This window comes from Streptomyces sp. NBC_01525 (assembly GCF_045040405.1).
Lineage (GTDB): Bacteria > Actinomycetota > Actinomycetes > Streptomycetales > Streptomycetaceae > Streptomyces > Streptomyces benahoarensis.
Genome location: NZ_CP109397.1, coordinates 2,256,624 through 2,276,224 on the forward strand (window position 1 = coordinate 2,256,624; position 19,601 = coordinate 2,276,224).

Genomic DNA, 19,601 nt, shown 5'->3' on the forward strand with positions numbered 1-19,601 from the left:
ACGGCACGGGCCCCGCTCTGACAGCATCCGAACAGTGTTCGGTTGCTGAACGGTGCAGGGGGCCCCGTGTTCGGCTTCGTCCTTCCGCGTCTGCGTGCGCACCGGCTGCTGCCCGGCGCCGCGCTCGTCGCGGTGCTGCTGACCACGACGGTCCTGACCACCCTCACCGGCTACGCCGACGCCGTCGGTGACGCCGGACTCCGCCGGGCCCTCGCCACCCGCGCCGCGCCCGCGGCGGCCCTCCGCGTCACCGCGCAGCTGCCAGCCGACGCCACCGCACCCGCCGACCGCGCGGTGCGCCGCGGCGCCGACCGGGCCTTCGGCGGCCTGCCCTACGGCGTCCGGACGCCGGTCCGCTCCGGCCCGTACGCACTGCCCGGCGGCCTCGCGGCGCCCGGCGTCCGTCCGCGGCGCGGCGGCGACCCGGACCTCACCCAGCTCGCCGCCCTCGACCCGTCCCGCGTCACCTTCACCGCGGGCACCCGGCCCGCCGCGCCCAGCGGCGGCGGGCCGCTCCAGGTGGCGCTGCCGGAGGCGGCCGCCGCCCGGCTGGGGATCGCCCCCGGCCGCCGCCTCACCCTCACCGACCGGCTGTCCGGCCCCGACCTGACCATCCGCGTCACCGGCGTATGGCGCCCCAAGAACCGCACCGACCCCTACTGGAAACTCGACGAACTCGGCGGCCGGGGCGTGCGCACCCTCGGGTTCACCACCTACGGGCCGCTGCTGACCGCCCCGGAGGCGTTCCACGGCGGGCGGGTCGCCCAGGAGTCGGCCGGGTGGCTGGTCACCGGGGACTTCCGCACCCTGACCGCGGGGCGGCTGGACGCGCTGACGGATGCCGCCCGCCCGGCGGCCAAGGCGCTGATGGCCGATCCGGCGTTCGCGGGGCGCGCCACCGCGAGCACCGAACTCCCCGACACCCTGCGGGAGTTGCGGCGCGCCCTGCTCGTCAACCGCTCCGGCGTCCGGATCGTCGCCCTCCAGCTGATCCTTCTCGCGGGTGCCGCGCTGCTGCTGGTCGCCGGGGCGCTGAACGGGGAACGCGCCACGGAGGGCGCGCTGTTGCGGGCCCGCGGCGGCGCCCGCCGCACCCTGGCCGCCGCCGCCCTCACCGAGGCGCTGCTCCTCGCCCTGCCCGCCGCCGTCGCCGCCCCGCTCCTCGCCGTACCGCTGCTGCGGCTCCTCGCCTCCGACGGCCTGCCGCTCGACACCGCCCCGACCGCCACCACCTGGGCCACCGGCGCCGCCGTGGCGCTGGGGTGCGCCCTCACCCTGGCGGCGCCCGCCCTGCGCACCGGGGCGGCGCGGCCCGGCCGCCGCCGGTTCGCCGCGCCGCCCGGGGCGCTGCGCGCCGGGGCCGATCTGGGGCTTCTCGTCCTCGCCGCTGTCGCCTACGTGCAGCTGCGGCAGCACGCCGCGGACGGCGGCGGGGTGCTGACCGAGGATGCCGCCGGGCGTCCGGTCATCGATCCGGTGCCGGTGGCGGCGCCCGCGCTGGCGCTGCTCGCGGGCGCCGTGGTGACGCTGCGGCTGCTGCCGCTCGCCGCCCGCCTCGCCGAGCGCGCCGCGGCCGCCGGGCGGGGCCTGACCGCCGCGCTCGCCGCCTGGCAGATCGGCCGCCGCACCACCGGCGCCACCGGCCCGGTGCTGCTGCTCGTCCTCGCCACCGCGCTGGGCATGCTGGCCGTCGGCCAACGCGCCTCCTGGGACCGCTCCCAGGACGACCAGGCCGACCACCGCGCGGGCGCCGCCGTCCGCGTCCTGGCGGGCCGTGCCCCGCAGTTCGGGACGGGCGGCGCGCTGGCGGCCACCCCGGGCGTGGCGGCGGCGCTGCCCGCCGGGCAGGCCACGCTGAGCCTCTCCGACGGCCACACCGCCACCCTCCTCACCCTCGACACCCGGGCCGCCACCGGCACCCTGCTGCTCCGCGGCGACCTCGTCGGCGGCTCGGCCGACGCCCCGCCGGGCCGCGCCGCCGACCCCGTCCTGCGGGCCCCGGCCCCCGCGGGCGGCGCCCCCGGTGTGGCCCTGCCCGACCGCACCGCCCGGCTACGGCTGACCGTCGCCCTCCGCTCGCTGCACACCCTCGCCGCCGCCCCCGGCGCCCCGGCGCACGACACCGGGCCGGTCCCCGCCGACCTGACCGTCCAGCTCACCGACGGCCACGGCGCGCCGTACCCGCTGGCCCTGGGCCGCGTCGCCGCCGACGGGCGGCCGCACACCCTCACCGCCGATCTCACCGCCGCGGCCGGGAGCGGCGGCGCGGCCGTCGGGCCGCTGCGGCTGACCGCGCTCACCGCCACCCTGTCCCAGCCGCCGGTCGCCCACCGCCAGCAGCTCACCCTCACCGCCGCCCGCGCCGACCTCCCCGACGGCACCCACCACACCCTGCGCCCGCCCCGCGGCCTGGCCTGGACCGGGCAGCTCGGCACCAAGAGCACCTACGCCGACCAGGATTTCGGCCCGCGCGCCGGTGCCGCCACCGTCCCGCCCGGTGCGCTCGCCGCCCAGACCTACGACACCGGCGCCCGGCCCGCCGACGGCTACGGCGCCGCCGTCACCACCGTCCGCACCCTCGCCGCCCATCCGCCGCGCGGCCCGCTGCCCGCCGTCGCCACCGACGCGTATCTGCGCGCCAGCGGCTCCACAACGGGCGCGACGGTGGACGTCACCGTCAACGGGCAGCCGCTGCGGGCCCGTATCGTCCGCGCCGTGCGGGCGCTGCCCGGCCCCGCCGACCGGCCCGCCGACGGCGCGGGGCTCCTCGTCGACCTCGGCGCCGTCAACGAGGCGCTCACCGACCGCGACGCGGCGCCGCTGCCCGCCACCGAGTGGTGGATCCGGCCCGCGGGCGGCGACGCGGCGCGGGCCGCGGCCGCCCTGCGCGGGCGCGCCGACACCGAGCCCGGGCAGGTCCTGGTCCGCGACGAGACCGCCGCCGCGCTCCACGGCGACCCGCTGGGCCGCGGCCCGCGGGCGGCGCTCGCCGCGGCCACGGCGGTGGCCGTCGCGCTGGCCGCGGCGGGCTTCGCGGTCGGCTGCGCCGCCGCGCTGCGCGCCCGCGCCGGGGAGTTCGCCGTGCTGCGGGCCCTGGGCGCGTCCCGGCGCCGCCGGGCCCGCGCGGTCGTGGCCGAACAGGGCCTGCTGATCGCGGCGGCCACCGCCGTCGGCGCGGCCCTCGGCGCGCTGCTGACCCACGCCGTCGTCCCGCTGATCGTCCTGACCGAACACGCCGGCCGGCCCGTCCCGCCGGTCCTGGTGGAGCTGCCGGCCGGGCAGGTGGCGCTGCTGATCGCCGCGGTCGTCGCGGTGCCGCTGCTGACCACCGCCGCGGTGGCCGCCCGGCGCGGCGACACCGTCCGGGACCTGCGCGGCCGGGGAGCCCTCTGACATGACCCGCACCCCCGGCCCCGCCCGGCACCCCGCGTACGGCCCCGCCCTGGTCCTCGGCGCGCTCGTGCTGCTCACCGCGTTCCTCGCCGCCGCGTTCGTCCGCGGCGCCGACGCGTACGAGACCCGCGGCGCCCGCGCGGCCCTCGCCACCGCCCCCGCCGAGCAGCGCACCCTCCAGCTCTCCCTGGCCCGCGCCGACACCACCGGCCCCGGCACGGCCTTCGCCCCGGCACGCACCGACCGCGAGGACCGGGCGGTGCGCCGCACCCTGGGCGTCCCCGTCGCGCCCGGCGACGCGGTGCACGGCGTCCGCACCACCGTCCCGCTGACCGCCCCCGACCCCGCGCTGCCCCGCCCGGACGGCGCACCCGCCGCGTTCGCCCTGTACGCGCCCGCCGGCCTCGCCGACCACGCCACGCTCACCGGGGGCCGCCTGCCGCGCGCCGCGGCCCCCGGCGCCCCGGTGCTGGAGGCCGCCGTCACCACCGCCACCGCCCGCGCCCTGCGGCTGCGCCCCGGCGACACCCTGCACCCCGGCGCCCTGACCGTCCGGATCACCGGCCTGTTCACGCCCCGCGCCGCCACCGGCACGTACTGGTCCCTCGACGACCTGCTGACCGGCCCGCACCTCTCCGCCACCAGCGGCGTCCCCCCGCAGCGCGCCTGGCGTGCCGCGCTGCTGCTGGCGCCGGGCGACGGCCCCGCACTCGCCGCCGACGAGCGGGGCGCCCCGGAGAAGTTCTGGTGGTACGGGCTCGACCCGCGCGCCCTCACCGCCCGTCAGGTTCCGGCGCTGCGCGCCCGGCTGGCCTCCCTCGAACACGGCGCGGGCCTCACCGCCGTCCGCGCCGCGACCGGCCCCGACACCGTCGTCGACACCGCCGCCGACACCCTCCTGACCGGCTACGAACGGGCCCGTGCCGCCCTCACACCGGTCATCGCCGTCGCCGCCTGCACCGTCGCCACCACCGCCGCCGTGGTCCTCGTCATGGCCGGATCCCTCGCCGCCGCCCGCCGCCACGACGAACTCGCCCTGCTGCGGGCGCGCGGCGCCTCCCTCCCCGGACTGGCCGGACGTCTCGCGGCGGGTACCTGCGCGGTGGCGCTGCCCGCCGCCGCGGCCGGCTGGGCGGCCGCCCGGCTCCTCGTCCCCGGTTCTCCCGGCGCACCGGCCACCGGCCCGCTGCTCGCCGCGGTCGGCGTCGCCGTGGCGGGCGCGGCCGTCCTGCCGCTGCGGGCCGCCCAAACCCACCGGCGCCCGCACCCCGCGGCCCGCCGCGACACCGCCACCGCCCGGCCCTCCCGCCGCCGCGCCGTCGCCGAACCGACCACCGTCGCCCTCGCCGCCGCGGCCGTCGCGGCGCTGCGGCGTCACGGCCCGGCGGACGGTCCCGACCTCCTGGTCAGCGCCGCGCCCGTGCTGATCGCGGTGATCGCCACGCTGGTGCTGCTCCGGCTCCCTCCGCTGCCGCTGCGCGCGCTGGCCCGGCCCGCCGCCCGGCGCCGCGGTCTCACCGGCTTCCTGGCGCTGGCCCGCGCCGGGCGCGCCCGGACTGCCACCGGGCTGCCGCTGCTCGCCCTGCTGACCGCCCTGACCTGCGCAACCTTCGGCGGCGCGGTGCTGTCCGGCGTCGGCCACGGCCGGGACGCCGCCGCCCTCACCGCCGTCGGCGCGGAGGCCCGCATCACCTCCGACCGGCCCCTGCCGCCCGCCCTCCGTACCGCGCTGACCAAGGTCCCGGGCGTCACCGACGCCGTACCGGTACGTACCGAGGTGCAGCCCGCGCCGGACAACGGCCCGCCGCTGACCCTCGTCGTCGCCGACGCCGACGCCTACGCCCGGCTGTCCCGCGCCACCGGCCTCGGCGCGTTCCCGGCCCGCACCCTCGCCGACCCCGGCGGCGACGCCCCGCTGCCCGCCCTCGTCTCCCCCGACGTCCTCCGCCGCTTCGGCCGCGACCCGATGCCGCTGCAGCCCGAGGCCGGGGCGCTCGTCGTCCGGCCCGTCGCGGTACGCGCCGACACCCCCGCACTGCCCGGCGGCGACTTCCTGGTGGTCGCCGCCGACGCCGTGCACCGCTGCCACCCGGACGCCGACACCGGGCCCACCGCCCTGCTGCTCTCCGGCGCCTCCCCCGACCCCGCCGCGCTCCGCGCCGCCGTCCGCGCGCACACCCCGCCCGGCGCGCACCCCACGACGGTGTTGCGCGGGGAGGTCCGCGCGCGCCTCGCGGACGCGCCGCTCCAGCAGGGCGCCGCGCGGCTGTACGGCGCGGCGACCGCCGCCGGCGCCGGGTTCGCGCTGCTGGCCCTGCTGCTCGACGGGCTGCGGGCGGCGCCCGAACGCGCCCCGCTGCTCGACCGGTTGCGGGCCCTGGGCATGACCCGGCGGCAGGGGCGGCGGCTGCTGGTCCTGGAGGCGCTGCCGCAGGCCCTGCTCGCGGCGGCCGGCGGGGCGGTGACCGCCGCCGCCACCCTGTGGCTGCTGGGCCCGGCGACCGACCTCACCCCGCTGGCACTGCCCGGCAGCACGGCCGGCACCGTCCACCTGCGGACCGGGCCCGCCACGCTGCTGCTGCCCTCGGCGGGCATCCTCGTCCTCACCCTGGTGGCGGCCCTGGCCCAGGCATGGCCGAGTGGACGACGGCAGTCCCCCGACCGGAGAGCAGGTGACCTGTGACGGAACGACCCGCACACGCCGACGGGACGGCGGACGACGGCACGCCGGAGGGCCGTGCACCGGACCACGACGCGCCGGAGGGCGGCGCACCGGAGGGCCGCACGCCGGACGGCTCCACCCCGGCCGGCCTCGCCGAGCTGGAGCGCCGCGCCGCCTCCCGTGGTGACCGCCCCGCCTACGGCCACGACGCGCTGATCGTCTGCGACCGGCTGGTCCGCGTCTTCGCCACCGACGGCGTGGAGGTCCAAGCCCTCCAGGGGCTCGATCTGCTGGTCGCCGAGGGCGAGTTGATGGCCCTGGTCGGCGCGTCCGGCAGCGGTAAATCGACGCTGATGAACATCCTCGCCGGACTGGACGTCCCCACCGCCGGAGCCGCCCGCGTCGACGGCCGCGACCTGCTGACGATGGGCGCCCGGGACCGCCTCGCCTACCGCCGCGACACCGTCGGCTTCGTATGGCAGCAGACCGCCCGCAACCTCCTGCCGTACCTCACCGCACTGCAGAACGTGGCCCTGCCGATGCGGCTGGCGGGCGGGCGGCGCCGCGCGGAGCGGGCCCGGGCCGCCGAAGAGCTGCTGGCGATGCTGTCGCTCGGCCACTGCCGCGACCGCCGCCCGCACGAGATGTCCGGCGGGGAGCAGCAGCGCGCCGCCATCGCCGTCGCCCTCGCCAACACCCCGAAGGTGCTGCTCGCGGACGAGCCGACCGGCGAACTGGACTCCGCCACCGCCGAGCAGGTCTTCGCCGCGTTCCGCACCGCCAACGAGGAGCTGGGCACCACCGTCGTCATCGTCACCCACGACCGGACGGTCGCCGACGAGGTGCGCCGCACCGTCGCCATCCGCGACGGCCGCACCGCGTCGGAGGTGCTGCGCCGCACCGAACGCGACGCGGCGACCGGCACGGAATCGCTGGTCTCCCGCGAGTACGCGATGCTCGACCGCGCCGGACGCCTGCAACTGCCCACCGACCACATGACGAGCCTGGGCATGGCGCACCGGGTGCTGCTGGAGCTGGAGAGCGACCACATCGGCGTCTGGCCCGACCACACCGCCGACGACGCGGCCCGCACCCGTACGACCGGGGAGGCGGACCGGGATCCTCAGGACGGGGATGCTCGGGGTGCGGCGCCCGGCGCCTGAGCGGTCACCGGCCGGGCGCCGGGCCCCACCGCTCGGGCCGGACAGGAGCAGGCCGGACGGCCCCGCTCAGGTCGGCGTGACCGTCAGCCCGGAAAGCCCCGGGCCCGCCACCCGTACCGCCACCGACCCGTACGCCGTGGACAGCCGCAGCCAGCCACCGGCGGCGAGCAGCACGGGCGGCTGCGGGGCGGGCGCGGTCAGTGTCCCGCCGCCGGGGCCCGCCGCGACCTGCGCGGGGCGCAGGAACCCCAGGGACCGCGCGGCATGCACGGCGCGCAGCGGCAGCCGGGTGTCGCCGAGCGTCCGCGACCAGATCTCCCGGCCGATCGCGTCCCGCGCCGCGCGGGTGCGGTCCTGCGGGGCCAGCGCCTCGTCCCGGGCCCGGAACTCCGCGACCGCCGCGGCGACCGCCCGGCCCAGCGCCTCGGGACCCGGCAGCCCCGGCACCCGCCGCCAGCCGCCACGCGGCGGCAGCACCCCGGCCCACGGCGGCCCGGTGACGGCCGCGGGCACCGTCAGCGCACCGGCGGCCTCCCCGGCATCCTCCGGAGCGATCGCCTCCAGCAGATCACCGGCGGAGACGGTGGTGTCCAGCCGCATCCCGTCGGGGCCGCCGGGGCCCCGCGGATCGGCGAGCCGGGCCGTGCGGATCGCCAGGACCTCGAAGGACGGCGGCCGCCCGAAGACGGCCAGCGCCCCACCACCGCCCTGCAACCGCACCGCGGCGGCCTTGTCGTAATGCAGCAGCCGGGCCAGGAAGGCGGCGAGATCCGCCGCCTCCCCGGCATCGGCCAGGCGCAGCACCGTCATCCGGCGACTGCCCCCTTCGACTGCGCGGCGTCGTCGAGGTACTCCTTCAGATGCGCCTTCTCCTCCGCGGTCAGGCGGCGGGGCCGCTCGGCCGCGAAGTCGTACGGCACGACGACGGTCGAGGCACGCAGATACAGCGTCTCCTCGTCCTTGACCTCATAGGCGACCGTCATCGACGCGGCACTGATCTTGGTGACCCACATCTCGATGGCCACCGGGGCGTGCCGGTGCACCAGCGGGCGGACGTAGTCGATCTCGTGCCGGGCGACGACGGACCCGCCGGTGAACGACACGCTGCCGTCCCCCGGCGCCAGCCGGTCCATGAAGTCGATCCGCGCCTCTTCGAGATAGCGCACGAATACCGCGTTGTTGACATGACCGAACGCGTCCATGTCGGACCAGCGCAGGGGGCAGGCGAAGGTATGGCGCACGACGTCAGCCCCGCGTCAGCTTCTTGTACGTCGCACGGTGCGGACGGGCCGCGTCGGCACCGAGCCGCTCGACCTTGTTCTTCTCGTACGACTCGAAGTTGCCCTCGAACCAGAACCACTTGGATTCGCCCTCGTACGCCAGGATGTGCGTGGCGACGCGGTCGAGGAACCAGCGGTCGTGGGAGACGACCACGGCGCAGCCGGGGAAGTCCAGCAGCGCGTTCTCCAGCGACGACAGGGTCTCGACGTCGAGGTCGTTGGTCGGCTCGTCGAGGAGCAGGAGGTTGCCGCCCTGCTTGAGGGTGAGCGCCAGGTTGAGGCGGTTGCGCTCACCGCCGGAGAGCACCCCGGCAGGCTTCTGCTGGTCCGGGCCCTTGAAGCCGAACGCCGACACGTACGCGCGCGACGGCATCTCGACCTGGCCGACGTTGATGTAGTCCAGCTCGTCGGAGACGACGGCCCACAGCGTCTTCTTCGGGTCGATGTTCTCGCGGCTCTGGTCGACGTAGGAGATCTTCACCGTCTCGCCGACCTTGATGGAACCGCCGTCCGGCGTCTCCAGGCCCTGGAGCATCTTGAACAGCGTGGTCTTGCCCGCGCCGTTCGGACCGATGACGCCGACGATGCCGTTGCGCGGCAGCGTGAACGACAGATCGTCGATGAGGACCTTCTCGCCGAACGCCTTCGAGAGGTTCTCCACCTCGACGACGACACTGCCCAGACGCGGGCCCGGCGGGATCTGGATCTCCTCGAAGTCCAGCTTCCGCATCTTGTCCGCCTCGGCGGCCATCTCCTCGTAACGCGCCAGACGCGCCTTCGACTTGGCCTGCCGCCCCTTCGCGTTGGAGCGGACCCACTCCAGCTCGTCCTTGAGCCGCTTGGCGCGCTTGGCGTCCTTCTGGCCCTCGACCTTCAGACGGGTCTGCTTGGTCTCCAGGTACGTGGAGTAGTTGCCCTCGTAGCCGATGGCCCGGCCGCGGTCCAGCTCCAGGATCCAGCCGGCGACGTTGTCGAGGAAGTACCGGTCGTGGGTGACGGCGACGACGGTGCCCGGGTACTTCGCGAGGTGCTGCTCCAGCCACTGCACGGACTCGGCGTCCAGGTGGTTGGTGGGCTCGTCGAGAAGCAGCAGGTCGGGCGCCTCCAGCAGCAGCTTGCACAGCGCGACGCGGCGCCGCTCACCACCGGAGAGGTTGGTGACCGGCCAGTCACCGGACGGGCAGCCCAGCGCGTCCATCGCCTGCTCCAGCTGGGTGTCCAGGTCCCACGCGTTGGCGTGGTCGAGGTCCTCCTGGAGCTTGCCCATCTCCTCCATCAGCGCGTCGGAGTAGTCGGTCGCCATCAGCTCGGCGACCTCGTTGAAGCGCCGGAGCTTGCCCATGATCTCCTTGGCGCCGTCCTGGACGTTCTCCAGCACCGTCTTCGACTCGTCCAGCGGCGGCTCCTGCAGGAGCATGCCGACGGTGTAGCCGGGGGAGATGAACGCGTCACCGTTCGAGGGCTGCTCAAGACCTGCCATGATCTTCAGCACCGTGGACTTACCGGCGCCGTTGGGGCCCACGACACCGATCTTCGCGCCCGGCAGGAAGCTCAGCGTCACGTCATCGAGGATGACCTTGTCACCGTGCGCCTTGCGCGTCTTGCGCATCGTGTAGATGTACTCAGCCAAGAGAAACCGTCCGGCAGTCTGGATCGTGCGGGTCTGTAGGGGCTCCGCCGCGTGGGCCATGAAGCGGCGTGGCCGCGCGAAGGCAGATACACCCATCTTGCCGTACGGCCCTGCCCAGGCGGAAACGCGCGGGGGAATGCCGGGGACAGCGGGGCGGAGGAGGTGCCCGGGGACGGCCGGGCTGCGGCGCCGGTACACCGCTGGGCGGAGTGCGGGCCCGGGGCCCGGACCGGGCCCGCGGCTCGTGACCGCCTCGGGCCCGTGGCCGCCGTCCGGCCTGCGGTGCGTGCCCGTCCGGGCATACGGCGGCGGGCGGCGCCCGTCTCAGGGGTGCCGCCCGCCGTCGCTCACGAGGAGGTGTTACGCAGCCCTCTTCTTACGGAGGAAGAACACCGCGCCGCCGCCGATCAGCACCAGCGCGACCGCGGCGCCCGCGATCACCGGGGTGGCGCTGCTGGAACCGGTCTCGGCGAGGTCACCGCCGCCGGTGTCACCACCGCTGGTGCCGCCCACCGACGCCGGGCTGGGCTGCGGGGTGGGCTTGCCGCCACCGGAACCGGCGGTCTTGCAGTCCAGCACCCCCGAGAACGTCTTCTCGAAGCCGCCCTCGCCCTTCACCGTGATCTTGTACGGCTGGTCCTCGCCCACCGGCACCGTCACGGTCTTCGACTCACCCGGCGCGACCTCGTAGTCCTTGCCGGACAGCGAGAAGGGGAACGCCTCGTCACCACGGTTGGTGGTGGTGACGTCCACCCCGCCCTTGGAGCAGTTCTTCTGCGCGGTCACCGCGGGAACGGCACCCTGCTTCTTCCACGACGCGGTCGCCGCCGCCGACACCGTCGACTCGCTGGACCCGGCCAGGATCTGCGTCTGACTCTTCGCGTGCTCACCGATACCGGTGAAGGCCCGGCCGACCGGCACCTTCGTGGCGGCCTGCACGGTCAGCGAGGTGCTGCCGTCCTCCGCGCCCTTGGGCACATCGAAGAACAGCTGGGAGCCGTCGGCGGCGCTGGTGACGGGCTTGCCGTCCTTGCCGACGACCTTCACACCCGACGGCAGATCCGCGGCCGGGGAGACCGCGACGCTGTCCGCGTTGGTACGCACCGTCACCGGACCGAGACGGCTGCCGGACTTACCGGAGACCGCCGGCGGGTCCAGCGTCAGCGACGCCTTCGGCTCCGCGAGGTTGCGCGCGCTGCGCTCCAGGTAGTCGGCGAGCTTCTCCGCCGCCGGGTTCACCGCGTCCACCTTGACGTGGTCGGAGAACCGCCAGATCGCGACCTGCGTACCGGCCGCCGCCGTCTTCTCGCTCAGCCCCTGCGCACCGGCCTTCTGCGCCAGCGCCGCCAGGTCGTTCACCTGCGGGTACGAGTTCTGCAGAATCCAGCGGATCTTGCCCGCGTCCGCGTTGTTGTGCAACGACGAAGCACTCCAGGGCACTTCCTGGTACTTCGCCTGCTGCTGCGTCGGGTTGTGCACGTCGATGCAGTACGTCTGCAGCGTGCCACCGTTGTCCACGGACATCTCGAACAGGCCCGCACCGAGGGGCTGGTCCCCACCCTCACCGTGCACGATCGCCTGGTCGTAGACCTTCAATCCACCGAGCGTGGCCGTGGCACCACCGTGCCCCGCGACCGTCTCGTCCGCCACGGCGGACCCCGCCGTGGCTATCGCACCCGCCGCGACCAGGCCCGAAGCCACGACCGCGGCGGCAAGGCGGGCTGCGCCCCGCCTCTTCCTCGAAAGCATGAATTTCCCCTCTGGGCGAGGCGGTCGAGTGGGGAGAAGCCTCGCCGGAAAGATCCCAGACAACTCAACAGCTGAACAGATCAGCCCCCGTGAGTACTCGTCGGATCCTAGGGAGAAGGCGCAACACGGTCCCCGGGATCACACCCTCGTACGCGATCCGAATCGCAATCGTTATCGAGGGGGGAACGTGGGGGCTGGGATTATCGATAAATCGGCGGGGGCGGGGCCCCCTCCCCCTCCCTCCCCGCTCCCCACCGACCACCACTGCCACCACTGCCACCACTGCCACCACTGCCACCACTGCCACCACTGCCACCACTGCCACCGACACCGACACCCCATCAACCTCCGGGTGGGCTCGGGCCCGAGCCCACCCGGAGGCACTCCCCGCCTACGTCATCACCCCCACCGCAACGCCCTCCGGCGCTTCCCTCTCCGCGGCGCCCTCCGCCGCTCTCGCCGCGGCCTCATCCGCGACGCCCGCAGCGACTTCGGCCGCGCCACCGCTCCCCCCTCCGCCCGCGTCCGGCACCGGCGACGGCGGCGACGCCTTCCGCCACGCCCCTTCCCCTGTCGACCAATCCGGACTCAACTCCCCGCTCTTCCCGCCGTCTTCGCCTGCTTGCGGCTCGATCCGCGCCCGGGGTGACGCCCGGCGGAACGCTGCGGTCCCCCGGGTGAGGTCATGGCCGATCGCGACGGCCTCGACCTCCGCCGCGAGCCACCGCTGCCCGCCGCGGTCCGCGGGCTGCTCGCCCTCCCGTACGCGCAACCGCCCCTGCACCATCAGTGGTTCGCCCACCGTCACGGACGCCGCGACGTGGTCGGCGAGCGCGCGCCACGCCTTGACGGTGAAGAAACTGGTGTCCCCGTCCGTCCACCGCTCGCGCGCCCGGTCCCAGCGCCGGGGCGTGGCCGCCAGCCGGAATCTCGCCACCGGTACGCCCGTTGCCGTCTGCCGGTGCTCCACCGCGGTGGCGGCGTTCCCCACCAGCGTGACCATCGTGTCGTTCATCGCTCCCCCTCATCAGGCCGCCGTCACCCGGCGCCCTCGCCTCTTCTTCCGCTCCTCGCCCACGTCCGTGCCGTGCGGGCCACCGCTGTCGCCGTGGACAGTTCTCATGCTGCGCGCATCCGCCAACCCCCGCTTGTGCCTGTGGACGACGAATCGTCCTGTGCACAACTCGGCCACCCGAAGGGGGAATTCACACATCCACCCCGACGGAGCGAACGCCCCCGGCCCTCGGCCCCGCCTCAGCCCCCCGAAGCCACCGCAAACTGCTCCCGGACCTCCTGGTACCGCAGCAGTTCCGCCGCGACCGGTTCGAGGACGTGGGCCCTGCCGTAATGGGCCGCCGTGTCGCGCAGGCGGCGTTCCGTCTCCTGACCGTGGCGGCGTGCCGGGGCGCGGGCCGCAGCCGCGCAGGCCCAGGTCAGCGTGGGTGCGCCCAGCACGCCGAGGGCCGTCACGGCCAGCGCCCCCGGCCACCCCGTCACGTCCGCGGGCCCCGTGAGCGTCCCCAGCAGCCACACCGTGCCGATGATCTGCAGGATGCACATGAGCCCCTGGAGCGTGGCGGTCACCGTCCACCACCTCGGCCGGTCGGGGCCGGGCCGCAGTGCCTCCTCGGCTTCGGCGGCGACCGTGTCCAGCGCCGCGGGCAGCCCTTCGGCGCCCCGCCCGGCGGCGTCACGTACGGCGTGGGCCCACGGCGCGGGCAGTCCGCGGGACGCCTCTCCGACCAGGTTCCGTACCGCCTGTTCGATGACGGGGCGGGCCGCGGCGCGGTCGTCGGTGGTGCGGGGGGCGTCGCCGGTGGGGCGGGTGCGCCGGTGGTGGAGGCGGGTCCAGGGGGTGGCGCAGGCGCGGTCGGCGTGGCGGAGCCAGTCGTGTTCGGCGGTGCGGCCGGTCGCCGCGGCGCCGACGGCTTCGGCGAGCCGTTCGTCGAAGGTGCGGCGGGCCTGTGCGGTGAGCGTCACGCGGCCCTGTGCGGTGTAGACGGGGCGGAGGCGGGCGGCGGCGGCGTCGACGTCGGCGGCGAGGCGGCGGTCGGCGGCGTCGTGGTCGGCGACGAACCGGGCGAGGGCGTCGCGGAGTTCGCCGACGCCGGTGCCGGTGGCGGCGGAGAGGGCGAGGACGGTGGCGCCCGGTTCGCCGTGTTCGCCGAGCGCCATCCCGTCGTCGTCGAGGAGGCGTCGCAGGTCGTCGACGACCTGGTCGGCGGCGTCGCCGGGCAGTCGGTCGATCTGGTTGAGGACGACGAAGGTGACCTCGGCGTATCCGGCGAGGGGGCGGAGATAGCGCTCGTGCAGGACCGCGTCGGCGTATTTCTCGGGGTCGACGACCCAGATGACGGCGTCGACGAGGCCGAGGAGCCGGTCGACCTGTTCGCGGTGGCCGGTCTGTGCGGAGTCGTGGTCGGGCAGGTCGAGGAGGACGAGTCCGTCGAGCCCGGTGGCGTCGCGGGCGGGGGTGTGGCGGCGGTGCGGGGGGACGCCGAGCCGGTGGAGGAGGCCGTCGGCGCCGGGGCTGCCGCCGGTCCAGACGCAGGCGACGGGTTCGCCGGTGGTGGGCCGTTGGGCGCCGGCCCGGGAGCGGGGTGCGCCTGCCAGGGCGTTGAAGAGGGAGGATTTGCCGCTTCCGGTGGCGCCGGCGATGGCGACGACGGTGTGCCGGTCGGAGAGCCGGTGGCGTTCGTCGGCGGCGTCGAGGACCTGTCCGGCGTCGTCGAGCGTCGCGCCGTCCAGGCGGGTGCGGGAGAGCACGATCAGTTGGCGGAGGGCGTCCAGGCGGGCCCGTAGGGAGTCGCCGAGGTCGTGGCGTCCGGCGTCGGGGATCCGTGGGAAGCCGCCGCCGGGGAGTGCCCAGCCGTAGGGGACGTGCCCGGGGGCAGGCTCGTCGCGGGGTGCGGGTCCGGTCGGTGCCGCCGCGTCCATTCCCCGTGCGGCGGGTGCGGCGGCGAGGGTCTCCCCGTCCCCTTGCGGGCCGATGCGGCGGCCTTCGCCCTCCGGGGTGCGGGGGCTGTTTCTGGTGATCCAGGGGGTGGGCAGTCGTCGGCGTCGGCGGGGTGTTCCGTCGGGGCGACGGGCGGTGTCGCGTGGTGTGGCGGGGGCGCGGCGGGCGATGAGGCCGTCGTCCCAGGCGGCGGCGCGGGTGACGAGGCGGCCGTCGGTGCAGACGACGGTGCCCGCCGCCCATGCCCGGTGGTCCTCCGGACGGTCGGCGTCGCGCGCGGAAGGGGCGGGGCCGGGGGCGGGCGGCACCACGTCCGCGCCCGGGGACACGGCCACGTCCGGTTCCGGTTCCGGCTCGTCGTGCGTGTGCCCCCGGGGCGGGGTGGCGTCGACGCGTTCGCCGCAGGTCCGGCAGGCGCGGCACATGCCGGTGCGGCCGCATGCCCCGCACGGGTCGGGCGGTGCGGGCGCCGGGTGCGGATCGGTGCCGTCGGGGGTGTCGGGTCCGCTCGCCCCGTTCATCCGGTCACCTTCTCCCTCTGCAGTACGGACAGTGCGGCGATGAGTTCGGCCTGCTGGTCGGGGGGGACGGTGAGCCGTTCGAGGGGGGCGAGACGGCGTTGGCGTTCGGCGGTGAGGGCGCGGTCCAGGTAGGTGGTCAGGAGGCGGGTGCCCCGGTCGTGGAGGCGGAGGGTGCTCTGGGCGCCGAGGAGGGTGGCGAGGCGTTCGGCGGCGGCGCGGGCGCGGTCGCCGCCGAGGAGCGCGGTGGCCAGCAGGGTGGTGGGTTCATCGGGGGTGACGGAGCCGGGCCGTCGGGCGGCCCGGCCGCCCCGGGCCTCGCGGATCTCCTCTTCGGTGAGTTCTTCCAGGCAGCGGCGCCAGCGGCGGACGGCGACGCCGAGGCGGTCGGGTGCGCCGGTGGCACCGGCGGCGGCGGCGGTCGGTGCGATGTCGGCGGCGGCCGGGTCGCGGCGCCAGGCGTCGGCGGTGCGTTCGTCGGCCCGTTCGACGGCGCAGGCGAGGAGGGCGGTGAGGCCGTGGGTGAGGGCGTCGAGGAGGTCGTCGGGGCGGCCACCGAGGGCGTGGTCGCGCCAGTGGGCGCGGGCGTCGCCGGACAGCACCTCGCCTGCGGTGATCTCGCGCCGTACGCGGGTGGCGGCTTCCGCGTACGCCTCCTCGACGCGGGCGGCGAGGCGGAGGGCGGCGGCGTGCTGGGCGGCGGCGGCCCCGGCGAGTGCGGGGAGGCGGCTGCGGAGGGAGGCGATGACCCCGGCGGTGGTGCGGTCCGCGGCGGCGGTGCGGGCGGGCGGGTCCTGGGCGTGGCGGGCGAGCCAGTCGCGGAGGGCGGCGACGGCGGTGGCGGGCAGGAGTCCGGTGCCGCCGCCCGCGGATTCGGGGAGCTCGGGGATGGTGAAGCGGGGGACGTGGCCGAGTCCGGCGCGCTGGAGGAGGGCGGCGTAGCGGGCGGAGATGTCCGCGGCGATCTGGTGGGGTACTCGGTCGAGGACGGTGACGAGGGTGACGTCGTACTCCTTGGCGGTGCGGAGGAGGTGCCAGGGGACGGCGTCGGCGTAGCGAGCGGCGGTGGTGACGAGGACCCAGATGTCGGCGGCGCAGATGAGTTCGGCGGCGAGTTCGCGGTTGCGGGCGACGAGGGAGTCGATGTCGGGGGCGTCGAGGAGGGCGAGTCCGGCGGGGAGGGCGGGGTCGGTTTCGATGCGGAGGGTGGGGACGGGCGGTTCGTCGCGGGTGGGGTGCGGTGCGTCGTGTGCGGCGCCGTGGCTCTCGGGGTGCCCGCCGGTGCCGTACGTTCCGCTTGTCCCGTAGGTGGGGTACGGGGGTGTGGTGCGGGCGGGGCTGCGGCGGGGTTCGCGGGTGGCGGGGCCGGGGCCGTCCTGTTCGGGGACCCAGAGGCGGGCCAGGTGGGGCAGGACGCGGCGGCCGGCGAACCAGTGGAGGTCGTCGGGGTGGCAGACGAGGACGGGGGTGCGGGTGGTGGGGCGCAGGACGCCGGCTTCGGAGACGCGTCGGCCCACGAGGGAGTTGACGAGGGTCGATTTTCCGGCGCCGGTGGAGCCGCCGATGACGGTGAGGAGCGGGGCGTGGGGTGCGCGCAGCCGCGGCATGACGTAGTCGTCGAGCTGGGCGAGCAGCTCGTCCCTGCTGCGTCGGGCGCGGGCGGCGCCTCTCAGGGGTAGCGGGAAGCGTGCGGCGTCGACGCGGTCGCGCAGTACGGACAGGGCGTCGATGAGTCGGGGTCGTACGTCCAGGGTCGCCACATGTGCAGAATGCCCAATTTGGTTGGGTTTTTGAAGCGTATACACCTGTGTGCGCGCCGTAAAAACTGCCACAGAACGGTATGAGTGGCGCGTGAGACGATCGAGGTGAGCGGCCCGCAGGCATAACGACTGCACAACAGCCGCCGCCGGAGTGGCCAAAACCGGTGCAGGATTCGTACCCGCCTGCGATTATCGGGACCGCTTCACTGAATCTCCACAACGTGCCACGGAGGTGAAGCAACCGGGACGAGGCACCCGGACCTCTATCCTTGTCCGCGGTCCGTGATCCACGTCCACCACCGGCCCCCGTAGCTCAGCGGATAGAGCAGGTGCCTTCTAAGCACTTGGCCGCAGGTTCGAGTCCTGCCGGGGGCGCCATCGCCCATACTGCGCCCAGCCCTCCCTTGTGGAGGGCTTTTTTGCAGGTCAGAGGCGGTTTAACAGACGCGGCGTGACGGCTTTGGCAGGCCGGAACGACTCCCGGCGGCGAGGGCGCCAGTCCGGCCGACGCCGGTTTTGAACGGCTCTCGGCGGCTGGTTTCCCGAAAACTTCCCGAAGTTTTCCGACGGGTCCTTCACGGCTGCGGGCACGGCAGGCAGCCGCTGGGGCCCATCGATCCGCCCCTGGAGTTCGGTCAGCTGCCCGGTGATGCAGTGTGTGTAAGCGGCCAGGAGGACAGGAACACTGTTGCCCCCCAGGCGGCGACCTGGGCCCGCACGAGCCCTGACCCGATCCTGTGGACCGGCGCCGACACCTGCGCACTCGGCCCCTACCGAGCCGACCTGGTCGAGACGTACTGGCGCCGGGAACAGGACCCCACTCTCCTCGTCGGCTACGACCGTTAGGCACCAGAACCCCTCTGACTCAAGGTTCTCGCCCCGAACAAGGCCGGCATCCGTGCCTACGAGAAGGCGGGCTTCCGCGCTGCCGGCAACCTCCGTGAAGCCGGGTACTGGTTCGGGCAGACGTGCGACGAAGTCATCATGGATGCCGTCGCTGGAGAGTTCGAAGGCCCTTCGGTTGTTAAACCCCTACTGCCTAGCCGGCAAGGCGCTCCCGGCACATTGGCGGCTCGGCGCCGACGACCAGGCAGCATGCTCACGCCTGCCCCTCAGGGGCGATCTCGTCGACCAGTCCGCGAATCCGCCGCTCGATGTCATCGCGGATTGGCCGTACGGCCTCGACACCCTGCCCCGCGGGGTCGGGCAACTGCCAGTCGAGGTAACGCTTTCCGGGGAAGACGGGGCAGGTGTCGCCGCAGCCCATCGTGATGACGACGTCGGATGCCTGCACGGCCTCGATGGTGAGCACCTTGGGCACCTCGGCCGAGACGTCGATGCCCACCTCGGCCATTGCCGCAACGACGGCCGGATTCACGGAGTCGGCGGGGGCGGACCCGGCGGACCGCACCTGTACGCGGCCGCCCGCAAGGTACGCGAGGAACGCGGCGGCCATCTGCGAGCGGCCGGCGTTGTGGACGCAGACGAACGGCACGGAAGGCAGGGCGGTGTCAGACATGGGCAGGGTCTTCCTCCGTCAGCGGCGCAGGGGTGGCGAAGAGGCGGCGGGCGTACAACGCGACGTAGACGAGGCCGATCAGCACCGGTACCTCGATGAGCGGACCGACCACGCCCGCGAGGGCCTGTCCGGAGGTGGCGCCGAACGTGGCCACGGCTACCGCGATGGCCAGCTCGAAGTTGTTGCCGGCGGCGGTGAACGCAAGGGTCGTCGCGCGCGAGTAGTCAAGGCCGACGGAGCGTCCAAGTGACGGGGCCCAGCGGATGATCTCCGACGCTCGGCCCGATGAATCGGGCCGAACCGCAACTCCCCTTGATCCGCCGCCATTCACCGCCGCGCGGCGATGCACCGGCGCCACCAGCGCCAGAACGCTCAGCAGGAGGCGGCAGCCCAGCGGACGAACACGTCCGTGCAGCCTTCCAGGAGCCGAACGGCGCGACCACCACCCACGCATCATCACAGATCTCAGGCTCATCCCTCACGGCCGGAGCAACGGCCCGGTGACCGGAAAGCCGCTGCCGCCCCCAGGGGGCGTCCGCACGAACGGTTCCAGGCCGCTTGTTTGTGCTGGCCGTGAGTTTGCTCCGGCGTCAAGGCGTGATGTCCACGCACGGTCCGTGGCAGCAGCGGCCCCGAGTAAGCGTTGCGCCATTCGGGCGGCATCTGGGTCATCCCCCTGTCCGGGGCCCGCCGGTGACGCCTTAAATAGCAAGAGTGAGTCCGAAGGTCGCCCATCCCTCTCGGAGACTCATGTTTTGCCGGTTGGCCGGTAGCGGTCAGCGGCATTGCCTGATGGGCGCTCCTTGGACGGCTGGTCAGTTGCCCCTCCCAGCTGTTGGCTGACTACCGGTCAGTCTTTTGAGGAGCCCCGAACTAGATCCATACAGACCTAGATCGCGAGGGCTCAACATGGGCAAGGGTTTTCAGCCGAAAGGCATCAACTGCCGTAAGTCGTGGTGAGTGGACATCAA

The 19,601-nt window shown here is 75.1% G+C and carries 12 protein-coding genes, 1 tRNA gene and 1 pseudogene; 5 read left to right on the forward strand and 9 right to left on the reverse strand.

What is annotated here, in order from left to right; genetic code table 11:
- The first annotated feature begins 66 nt into the window (after positions 1-66).
- The 3 genes from OG422_RS10030 (at position 67) to OG422_RS10040 (ending at position 7,218) form a co-directional block, all read left to right on the forward strand.
- Positions 67-3,393, forward strand: a complete 3,327-nt coding sequence (locus OG422_RS10030) for an FtsX-like permease family protein (protein WP_405742075.1) — start codon at positions 67-69, stop codon at positions 3,391-3,393.
- Between the two features lies 1 nt (position 3,394).
- A complete protein-coding gene (locus OG422_RS10035) occupies positions 3,395-6,076 on the forward strand; it encodes an FtsX-like permease family protein (protein WP_405742077.1) in 2,682 nt (893 codons plus the stop codon).
- A gap of 137 nt (positions 6,077-6,213) precedes the next feature.
- Positions 6,214-7,218: an ABC transporter ATP-binding protein gene (locus OG422_RS10040; protein WP_143942488.1), complete on the forward strand. Its 1,005-nt coding sequence runs from the start codon at positions 6,214-6,216 to the stop codon at positions 7,216-7,218.
- 66 nt (positions 7,219-7,284) lie between these two features.
- On the opposite strand, the gene OG422_RS10045 is transcribed toward OG422_RS10040, so the two are convergent.
- From OG422_RS10045 to OG422_RS10075, 7 genes are all read right to left on the reverse strand, one after another.
- A complete protein-coding gene (locus tag OG422_RS10045; RefSeq protein WP_143942483.1) occupies positions 7,285-8,028 on the reverse strand; it encodes a hypothetical protein in 744 nt (247 codons plus the stop codon).
- Entirely contained in the window at positions 8,025-8,459 is a 435-nt protein-coding gene (locus tag OG422_RS10050) for a thioesterase family protein (RefSeq protein ID WP_143942484.1), read from the reverse strand. The genes OG422_RS10045 and OG422_RS10050 overlap by 4 nt, the downstream gene beginning before the upstream one ends.
- A gap of 4 nt (positions 8,460-8,463) precedes the next feature.
- Positions 8,464-10,128 (reverse strand): energy-dependent translational throttle protein EttA, encoded by a 1,665-nt coding sequence (gene ettA / locus OG422_RS10055; protein ID WP_405742080.1) that lies wholly within the window; start codon positions 10,126-10,128, stop codon positions 8,464-8,466.
- Positions 10,129-10,488: 360 nt separating this feature from the next.
- Positions 10,489-11,877, reverse strand: a complete 1,389-nt coding sequence (locus OG422_RS10060) for an LAETG motif-containing sortase-dependent surface protein (protein WP_405742082.1) — start codon at positions 11,875-11,877, stop codon at positions 10,489-10,491.
- Between the two features lie 391 nt (positions 11,878-12,268).
- On the reverse strand, positions 12,269-12,892 hold the full coding sequence (locus OG422_RS10065) for a single-stranded DNA-binding protein (protein WP_405742084.1): 624 nt from the start codon (positions 12,890-12,892) through the stop codon (positions 12,269-12,271).
- Positions 12,893-13,131: 239 nt separating this feature from the next.
- Positions 13,132-15,354 carry a GTPase gene (locus OG422_RS10070; protein WP_405742086.1) on the reverse strand — a complete coding sequence of 741 codons (2,223 nt, stop codon included), beginning with the start codon at positions 15,352-15,354 and terminating at the stop codon, positions 13,132-13,134.
- A complete protein-coding gene (locus tag OG422_RS10075; protein WP_405742088.1) occupies positions 15,351-17,111 on the reverse strand; it encodes a dynamin family protein in 1,761 nt (586 codons plus the stop codon). The genes OG422_RS10070 and OG422_RS10075 overlap by 4 nt, the downstream gene beginning before the upstream one ends.
- A gap of 302 nt (positions 17,112-17,413) precedes the next feature.
- On the opposite strand from OG422_RS10075, the gene OG422_RS10080 reads away from it, so the two are divergent.
- Together OG422_RS10080 and OG422_RS10085 are read left to right on the forward strand one after the other, a co-directional pair.
- Positions 17,414-17,489: transfer RNA gene (locus tag OG422_RS10080), tRNA-Arg, on the forward strand.
- A gap of 276 nt (positions 17,490-17,765) precedes the next feature.
- Positions 17,766-17,957, forward strand: a complete 192-nt coding sequence (locus OG422_RS10085) for a hypothetical protein (protein WP_405742090.1) — start codon at positions 17,766-17,768, stop codon at positions 17,955-17,957.
- A gap of 253 nt (positions 17,958-18,210) precedes the next feature.
- On the opposite strand, the gene OG422_RS10090 is transcribed toward OG422_RS10085, so the two are convergent.
- Entirely contained in the window at positions 18,211-18,630 is a 420-nt protein-coding gene (locus OG422_RS10090) for an arsenate reductase ArsC (RefSeq protein WP_405742092.1), read from the reverse strand.
- Positions 18,623-18,895, reverse strand: a pseudogene (locus OG422_RS10095) (arsenic resistance protein); the annotation flags it as partial. The gene OG422_RS10090 and the pseudogene OG422_RS10095, both read right to left, overlap by 8 nt.
- Positions 18,896-19,601: the final 706 nt, after the last annotated feature.